An 8,519-nucleotide genomic window follows, 5' to 3' on the forward strand; every position below is an offset into this window, starting at 1 on the left:
AATGAAACGATTCGATGGAGGCATTATCAGCGGGCGTCCCTTTACGGGACATGCTCATGGTAATGCCTTTTATATGAACAGCTTTCTGATACTCGTAAGATGTATACACAGAACCTTGATCGCTATGTAACACGCAATTCTCAGGAAGTGCTGGGAGCTGATTAAGTGTGTTTAAGATAAAGTCTGTGTCCTGCTTATCACCAATTGTAAAAGCAATCACTTCTCCATTATATAAATCCAATATACTGGAAAGGTACAATTGTTTCTGTCCATAAGGCAAATACGTGATGTCCGTGACTAGTTTTTCAAGAGGGCGATCAGACTGAAAATTCCGATCCAGTATATTACCAGCCACGGCATAGGGCTGCCCATTCTTCTTACGCTTTTTCATTTTAACCCGGCATTGCCACTGGTTTTTCTGCATGATACGTTGAACAGTTTTATGGTTAATACGCATTCCCATTTTTAGTATGGCTGTGATTTTCCGATAACCATATCGATATTTGTGCTTTCGGCACAACGTGCCGACCTGTTTCTCTAGTTGTCTTTTAGGATGATTCTGAGTCAGATTCTTTTTCCATCTATAATACGAAGTGCGTGAGATGCCTAAATGGACACAGATGTCCTGTACCGTCATCGTTTTGCACAATTCATCTACCAGTTTGATTGACGTTTCCTTATCAACTTCCTTTCCAATTCGTTGTACTTTTTTAAAACCTCATTCTGTTGACTCAAATAGCGATTTTCTGCCTGAAGTCTCTCTAATTCTGAAGAGTACTCGGGACCCTTTCCATAGGTATATTGTTTTCCAACAGGTTGTTCGAACCTGTGTGTATCCCCAGTTTTATGCCATCTCACCCATGTCTGAACCTGCGTCTTATTCTTGATATTCAATTCCTGCATGATCTCTTTCATAGGTACGCCTGCCAATCTCATTTCTACAGCCTTCTGTTTGACTTCAGCCGGATAACTCACTCTTGTCCCCATAGAAAAAACACCTCCATGTTTTATTTCGGATCACAACGATCCGTTTTCAAACTTGAAGGTGTTTTTTATTTGTCTCATCTTAGGGGGTCAGTCCCATCTCAAGTATGGTTTTTATTATAAGAAAATACAAAGATTAGAATTAACCAAAAAGACAATACTTCAAACAGTCCACTGTTGTATATTTTGGAGAAAGGTAAAATCAAAGTAAAATATGTTAAAATGATGGCTCCTAACAACATGTATAATGTGCGTTTCATATACATCCCCCAACAATTTTTTCTCAACGATATCATATTTTTTAAGACCTTTCAAAAATGATTTAGCAAAGTTGCTCTTATAGTCTTCACTTCGGTAGGCAGTACTCACATAGATTACTTTCACGTTCAAACTTCATCAAATTACGATAGCAATCATTAAGACACTTATTAATATTTTGCATCTCAAATCACTTGGGGTTATAATGCCACCCCGTAATATTCTGTTTACCATTCATTTATTTTCACACCTACATGTGAAGAAAGAACTTTCTCCATCAATTACTCCCTTATATTACATGCAGGAATTTACAATGGACCGAAAAGATACCGAAAAAAACTCCTGTAAAGGAGTCTTGTGATAGTGATGGATTTGATATGAAATTTGTTTATAAAAATACATCATTTAAAGTTATTGATAATTGTATACAATGCTTTCTTTAGCACAACCTTATCATCATTTGACAAGTTTTGGAGCGCTGTATTGTTCAGCTCAATTGTTGCTGCTTCAACTTTTTCTCTAATGGCTAAAGATTTTTGAGTCGCCTCTACTAAAATATTTCTTCGATTTTTTGGATCTATTGTGCGTTCAATTAAGTCAGCTTTTTGCATTTTATCTAAAATTCCAGAAACTGTTGAGGCTTCTAAATACACGAGTTCTCCAATTTGTTTAGGAGATAGCTGGCCCTCTCTCCACAAACAGTTCAACACACCATATTGAGCGGGTGTCAAATCACATTCCTCTAAAAGCTTACTAAAGTACTTAAACACTTTATTTTGACTAACACTTAGTAAAAAATTTATGCACTCTGATAATTCCATTTTATCTCCCCCACATTGACTTTACCTATAATATCATGGTAGTTTTTTAATTGAAATACTTTTGCACCAGAAATATTTTGTTATAATATATTTTTAGAGAGGAAGATAAATAGTGGATTCATTTAAAGCGATTCTAGTGACAGAAAAAAATGATCAAGTGAGTTATGATCTTCAAAATGTAAATGTGAATGATCTATCTGAAGGAGAAGTATTAATTAAAGTAGCATATTCTTCAATCAATTATAAAGATATGCTGGCTGTTCAAAAAAATGGAGGTGTTATTCGTAACTATCCGATGATTCCCGGAATTGATTTAAGTGGAACGATCGTTCATACAACAGATCATCGTTTCGTAGAAGGTCAACAAGTGATTGTAACAGGTTTCGCTATGGGCATGAGCCACACTGGAGGTTTTTCAGAATATGCTAGAGTGCCTGCGGATTGGATTGTTCCTTTGCCAAATAACTTGACTTTAAAAGAAGCAATGATTTTTGGAACAGCAGGCTTTACAGCCGCTCTTTCGATCATGGCTTTACAGGAAAGTGGTATGAATACAAAAAATCAACCTCATATACTCGTTACAGGCTCAACTGGTGGAGTTGGCAGCATCGCGATACAATTATTATCTAAAATTGGGTACAAAAATATTCATGCTTTAGTGCGTAAAGATCATCAAGTTGACATTGCAAAATCTTTAGGAGCAACTGATGTCATTTTTGCAAACGTGTTAGGAGAGCTAAAAAAACCATTAAACAAGCAAAAATATGACTTCGTCTTAGATACCGTAGGAGGAGATGTGGCTTCTGTCATAATCCCTCAAATTTCTTATGGTGGAAGCATGAGCATGTGCGGGAATGCAGGTGGAATTAAATTAACAACAACTGTGTTACCTTTTATTTTAAGAGGGATCAACCTTCTAGGGATCGATTCTGTAAATGTACCAATCAATAAACGCAAAGTCATTTGGAACGAGATAGCAAACGAATGGAATATCGCCCAAACGACTCTAGTCAATGAGATTACTCTCGATACGTTACCTGAAACAATTGAAGCCATTAAAAATGGCCAACATTTAGGAAGAACAATTATTAAATATTAAACTCTATTTGAACTATATTATACAAGACTACCAATCCATATACCCCATGTTCTTAGAGCATCAATACCAAGTAAACACAAAGCTAAAAAAGGTGAAACTATACTCCACTAAATAATAAAAGAAAAACTCTATTATAAGGGTTTTTCTTTTTTGGAATCGTACTCTTTAATAATATCAATTGGATCAATCGCATCATCATCTTGTGTATATGCCTCTACATAAGGAGTAATTAATTTCTCAAACTGCTTTTCATCATCCACTAGAGCAATACAAGTTTCATACCCTTCAAAATCAGATGGGTATAAATTTGCAACAGCACTACCGGTTTTTAAAGCCTGATCTATCGCATTTTTTAATTCCAATAGACCCTTCCTGTTTCCTAAAATCAATGCTTCTCTGTGATGAGTTTCTTGAGCATATATATTACACATCTCTAAAACATCATCATCATCCACTTGAATAGACATATAAAAGCACCTCCGAAATTAAATTTAGTTCATTATATAATTCTTAATGTCAACATGCCAAAGAGCCATGACCTCAAACGTCTGATCCCAATAGTGATTGCGGACACCGCAAACAAAAATAGCTCAAACTACTTAACTGTACTTTGCTCCTTTTTATATTTCATTACTTTTATAATTCTATAAACTATTACAGCAACATAGCACGTAACTAATGTAATCAGATATTCAAAAGGAAAATCTCTTTGTACACCTTGATAAAGAAAAATTGCTAAAAGGACTGTAAACAAAATTATTTGAAAAACTTCTTTTTTTATCATCCAAATCCTCCGATATACTTTCACTTACGTTTTATACTTTTAATTACAATCCAGAGAAAGTTATGTTACCGTGAAATTATAAAACAATCAGTTTCAACATTCTACAGTCAGTTCCATATTTAGGATTTAAGCAACAAAATTGAAAGTATGTACTATATTTGTTTTACCTCAAATTGTTTTCTTCTCTTTCTTCATAAAAACATCTTGAAATTCTTCATACATTTTTTCAGCTTTTCAGAATCCCATACTTTATACAGCTCTCGCATAAATATATACAGTGAAATTGGGTAATACCCAGATTTCCTCTAACTGACATTAAAAGTTTCCTCTTCAAAAAGCTTAATAAATTCATTTGTTTTTTAGCAACTCTATACGCTGCCATCAAAGCAAATGGAGCATCTAATATAAAAAAAACTCCTTTATGGCATATTCTTTTATACCATAAGGAGCCTGACACTTTAATCCACTTTATCATTTTTTAAACAATTATACTTCGCAGTGATGAATTAAAACCCTATCCCTTTTATGATCCTGCACCTCTTGAGGAAAGTAACACTATCTCATCTTTAACATCTGCCTGAGTTTGTTGTACAACAGGCATTCCAAGAATTGTACCTAATAGCAAAGCAGTAGTAATCATCATCATTACTTTTTTCATGATCATATGACCTCCTTTCCTATAAGCGTACAAGATTTTAAAGCCAATTCCAAGAAATAGTTACTTTCTTCATAAAGATTTAACTTCTTATAAATGGAGGCAACATCAGGAGCTAAAGCCTCTATATCAACATATGCTTTTCTTTCTTCCAAAAGTCCTAGTTCTTTCTTAATATCCTCAGAGCTTTCCTGTGGTGTTGTATAACATTTCTCAAGGATATTGAATTTCAAAATAAAGTTTGTGTTCTGCTGTTCTTTAGAAAAGGTTTTCCCCTCAGCAACCCAACTTATTGCCTGATCCAACAGATTTGATTTATAGCTTGATCTTGCAAATTCATACGCACATTGTAAGTATGAAACGGGAGCTGACTGTTTTAGATCATCTGCGGAAATTGCTTTGTTGAAATATTCAATTGCTTCTATATGGTGGTCATCCTGAATTTTTAGAAATCCTAGATCATAATAAGCTAACGCTAACAATCTCTTATCATTCTTTTCAATTAGTCTCTCAACACAATCCAAAAGCATTTTTTCAGCTTTGTCTAGTCTACCATCATCAATCAAATTCAGTGCCAACAACATATTACAGTTTATGGTCTGTATGCTGTAGCCTTCATGACCCTTGTAGATGTCCTTTGCTGTTTGTAGATGATGGTGAGAAAGGAGCGTGACCTTATTGAAATAGTAGAGTGTACCAATTTTATAATGGAACTCAGCCTTTTCAATTTCATCATGTACCTTGTCCAGTTGTCTCTCAGCTACTCTGAATAGGACTAGAGCTTCTGAATAGTTATTCTTTGCACTCTCATACATACCTTTAAAAAGATAAAAGTAAAACCTTAGCATGTCATCTGTTTTGACTCTTTCACTTTCTGTTATTGTTGGTTGCCCCACTAAATCTTCCATCAGTACCTTAAACCTGTAATCAAGAATATTGAAATAGAGTAAAACATCTTGATTTTCTTCCATTTCGTCTAACATATCTTGAATCTCATCCCTCAACTCTACTGCTTGTGAAACTTCCCTCTTTTTAATATGTAAATACCATTTGTTGAGAGTGTTTGCTACATCTACAGAAGCAATCAAATTCGACATTCCATTACCCCCTTGCTATCATTTCCTTTGTATAATTTTAACATGACATTTACAACATATGTAAAGACAAGGTGCTTATTTTAAAAGTTTTCGGTATCCCGCAAAATACATGAAATCCAAACCGTTAATCAAACTTTTGTTCTCATTCGCTATTTAGAAGTTTTTCAAAAATAAAATAAAGTAAAGTGTAGATTTTTGATTTACTTAAATAAAAAGAAGGACTTAGATGAACACAGGGTTATTTAAATGTTTTATTGGGAATGCGCCTAAAGAAGAACTTGATAGGATACTTCATATTTCACTATGTAAGGAGGAACCTGAATTGATTGAAGAAGCAAAAGAGCTTTGCTTTAGAGGTGTAGCAAAGTTTCTTCCGTTTAATTCTCGTTCTACTATTGGCTTTGTTAACAACATTTCAATTATTTTGATAGCCTTTTATTTAGTTCCCACAAAGCTGTTTTGTTACTATCCCATTTTAAAAGAGTTACCGCTTCCTCAAAACACACCCATTTATAATCAACGTGTTCTTTAGATAATTTAATATTTTTTGTAGAAACTTTAACGCCAAAAGAAAATTCTTTTATCACATAAACATCTTTTCCCCAAAGAAATTCACCAACTACATCCTCTACGGGTAGTGAAGACACAGAATCGAGTGTTATATATGGACATTCTCTTATAATACCAGCCTCTTCAAACGCTTCCCGTTTTGCTGCTTCAATAGGAGCCTCACCATCTTCCCCACCACCAGCTATTCCTTGCCAATAACCATAATCGCTTCGATGAAAAATAGCATATAGAATGGAATTTTCAGTTTCTATATAAGGAAATATCAATACTTGATACGGTGCTCTCATTGCTTAACCTCTTTTTCTTAAAATTCACCTTAAATAATACTCTCGAACTGACTAAGAATAAGTTCGCCTACATTTACTACAAGTGGATCTTCATTACTTTGTAAGAAATCGGATATTTGTTGCACCAGCTCTTTAATATTATTATTAATTGGCATATTTGGATTCAATAAGAGAATGTTAATAATCGTATCAGCTACTTGATAAAGATCATCTTCATCTTTTGTTTTTTCAATGTGATATTGCATCTTTTTAAAAAACCATTCATTTTCGTTCAAATCAACCATCGGGTAATATTGAATTTTATACAGATTACCTTCATCAAGCACGTCCAATTCAAATATAGCTTCGAGTTCTTCTTTACTTAAATGATCTTCAGAAAGTTCATATTCAGCCGCTGCTGCTTCCTCATCAACAGTATACTCAGCTGTATAAAGCCCCTCAATGAATTCATCAAAGGAATCAGCTAACTTAAAGTCTTCTTCCATCTCAACATCAAAATAATGAATGGCAGGATTCTCTTTCGTTTTTCGATAATCCATCGCTACCCAAGTGTGACCATCCCCGTTAATTAAGACAAGCCCTTCTGGCAGCTCCCACTCTTTTATCAAATAGGCACTATCCATAATTCCTTCATCTTCAGCAATTCCCAGCAGGTGATTAAATTGAATATGATCCTCGGCCCATGAATTAGAGTGAGTGGTTGGAAAAGCATTATGAACGGTATAACCACCATTCTGTTTTAATATGAGCTTTTTATATGTATCTGGTAAAATGACTCCAAGTTTCTTTTCAGCTTTAGCTATTTCTGCTTCGTTGATCTTTTTTAACGTATGGTAACCTTCTTCGTCTATTTCCCAAAATGATTTCAAAGTTTATTTCCTCCTAGTATCAACAAAACTCTTTTACGAACGTTTTGGTGGTGATGATATGACTGACCTTGAAAGAAAGATATATCGAATCATTTATAATATGAGCCGGTTTGGCAAGCATCCAACAATGGATGACTTAAAAATAAAAACAGGTAAAGACGAACAGTCCATTAGAAATGCCGTTTTAGAAATCTTATGTCAAGAAATGAACTAGCATGGGATAAGGGAGAAGAAAGGAATGGCGAATTAATTAAAAAACACCTCTGTCACATCGTTGCGAAGAGGTTATGTTCACTATTTTGTCTTTATAGTTCTTAGAAAGGCACTTCTGTTCTCTGTTGCATTTGTCAGCATCTTCGCATTTTCATTGAGTCTTTGTATCAATGCATCCTTAGCTTTTCCTTCAAATGAAGAGAGTAAAGCAACATACACTTCAGCTACAACCTGTTGTGCTGACGAAAAGTCTGACGCATGTTTTGTGTCTTGTTTTAGATGCTGACAATGCGTTTTTAAACTTGAACCTACAATTTTTTTTAATTCCTCATTCTGTTGTAATCGTCTGTAAAACTCATCTGCATCCATATTAACTCCATATGGCAATTGAAATCCTCCTTACAACCGTAACCATCTTGCTAATTCATTATCCTTATCTTTTAAATCCTCCGCCATTTTCACAATAAACTCACTAATATCCTCTAAATCTCTAATCAAATAATGTAGAGAAGCCTCAGTTTGATACTGTTCTTCTGAGTCATAAAATGCTGCTCCATCTTTCACAAAAGGGGCGTGATACAATACTGCTTTATCAACATCGCTTGGATCTAGATCCTTGAATTCTCCCAATCTCTTTCCGCAAATAGATTTCACGTCATAAACCATTTTGCTGTGATCATGAGGGAATTGTTCAATTGCTTGTTTTTTTGTTTTTAAGTCTTCGATAGCTGCCTGTAATCGATGAGCTAATTCTTTTGCATATTTAGCATCCACTTTGATGGTTTGTCCATTCATACCTGAATAAGATGAGAACGATTCGATATTCTGGTTATAAACACCTTTGCTTCCATCCACACTTTTGATATGACCATTCTTATCAAA

9 protein-coding genes and 2 pseudogenes are annotated in these 8,519 nt (G+C 34.5%); 2 read left to right on the forward strand and 9 right to left on the reverse strand.

The window, feature by feature from the left end:
* Together ACTJKA_RS19630 and ACTJKA_RS19635 are read right to left on the reverse strand one after the other, a co-directional pair.
* Positions 1-987, reverse strand: a pseudogene (locus ACTJKA_RS19630) (IS3 family transposase); the annotation flags it as partial.
* Between the two features lie 656 nt (positions 988-1,643).
* Positions 1,644-2,063, reverse strand: a complete 420-nt coding sequence (locus tag ACTJKA_RS19635) for a MarR family winged helix-turn-helix transcriptional regulator (RefSeq protein WP_007499409.1) — start codon at positions 2,061-2,063, stop codon at positions 1,644-1,646.
* Positions 2,064-2,175: 112 nt separating this feature from the next.
* Here ACTJKA_RS19635 and ACTJKA_RS19640 point away from each other — a divergent pair, with 112 nt between their 5' ends.
* Positions 2,176-3,162, forward strand: a complete 987-nt coding sequence (locus tag ACTJKA_RS19640; protein ID WP_265153851.1) for a YhdH/YhfP family quinone oxidoreductase — start codon at positions 2,176-2,178, stop codon at positions 3,160-3,162.
* 131 nt (positions 3,163-3,293) lie between these two features.
* Here the strand turns inward: ACTJKA_RS19640 and ACTJKA_RS19645 are convergent, their stop codons facing one another.
* The 5 genes from ACTJKA_RS19645 to ACTJKA_RS19665 form a co-directional block, all read right to left on the reverse strand.
* The gene (locus ACTJKA_RS19645; RefSeq protein ID WP_135227061.1) at positions 3,294-3,629 is read right to left on the reverse strand and encodes a hypothetical protein; all 336 of its coding nucleotides are present in this window, start codon (positions 3,627-3,629) and stop codon (positions 3,294-3,296) included.
* Between the two features lie 840 nt (positions 3,630-4,469).
* The gene (locus ACTJKA_RS19650; protein ID WP_268359939.1) at positions 4,470-4,604 is read right to left on the reverse strand and encodes a hypothetical protein; all 135 of its coding nucleotides are present in this window, start codon (positions 4,602-4,604) and stop codon (positions 4,470-4,472) included.
* A 2-nt stretch (positions 4,605-4,606) separates the two neighbouring features.
* A complete protein-coding gene (locus ACTJKA_RS19655) occupies positions 4,607-5,698 on the reverse strand; it encodes a Rap family tetratricopeptide repeat protein (RefSeq protein ID WP_440607912.1) in 1,092 nt (363 codons plus the stop codon).
* Positions 5,699-6,117: 419 nt separating this feature from the next.
* Positions 6,118-6,555: an NUDIX hydrolase gene (locus tag ACTJKA_RS19660; protein ID WP_017359023.1), complete on the reverse strand. Its 438-nt coding sequence runs from the start codon at positions 6,553-6,555 to the stop codon at positions 6,118-6,120.
* A 29-nt stretch (positions 6,556-6,584) separates the two neighbouring features.
* Positions 6,585-7,424 carry an SMI1/KNR4 family protein gene (locus ACTJKA_RS19665; protein ID WP_440607913.1) on the reverse strand — a complete coding sequence of 280 codons (840 nt, stop codon included), beginning with the start codon at positions 7,422-7,424 and terminating at the stop codon, positions 6,585-6,587.
* A gap of 58 nt (positions 7,425-7,482) precedes the next feature.
* Between ACTJKA_RS19665 and ACTJKA_RS19670 the strand changes: the two genes are divergently transcribed.
* Positions 7,483-7,638, forward strand: a complete 156-nt coding sequence (locus tag ACTJKA_RS19670; RefSeq protein WP_171464970.1) for a hypothetical protein — start codon at positions 7,483-7,485, stop codon at positions 7,636-7,638.
* A gap of 80 nt (positions 7,639-7,718) precedes the next feature.
* Here the strand turns inward: ACTJKA_RS19670 and ACTJKA_RS19675 are convergent, their stop codons facing one another.
* Both ACTJKA_RS19675 and ACTJKA_RS19680 read right to left on the reverse strand, forming a co-directional pair.
* Positions 7,719-8,024, reverse strand: a complete 306-nt coding sequence (locus ACTJKA_RS19675) for a hypothetical protein (RefSeq protein ID WP_440607914.1) — start codon at positions 8,022-8,024, stop codon at positions 7,719-7,721.
* A gap of 12 nt (positions 8,025-8,036) precedes the next feature.
* Positions 8,037-8,519, reverse strand: a pseudogene (locus ACTJKA_RS19680) (lipase); the annotation flags it as partial.

Origin of the sequence: Bacillus sp. 22190 (assembly GCF_052045575.1) — a bacterium.
In the GTDB taxonomy this organism is placed as follows: Bacteria; Bacillota; Bacilli; order Bacillales; family Bacillaceae; genus Bacillus; species Bacillus altitudinis.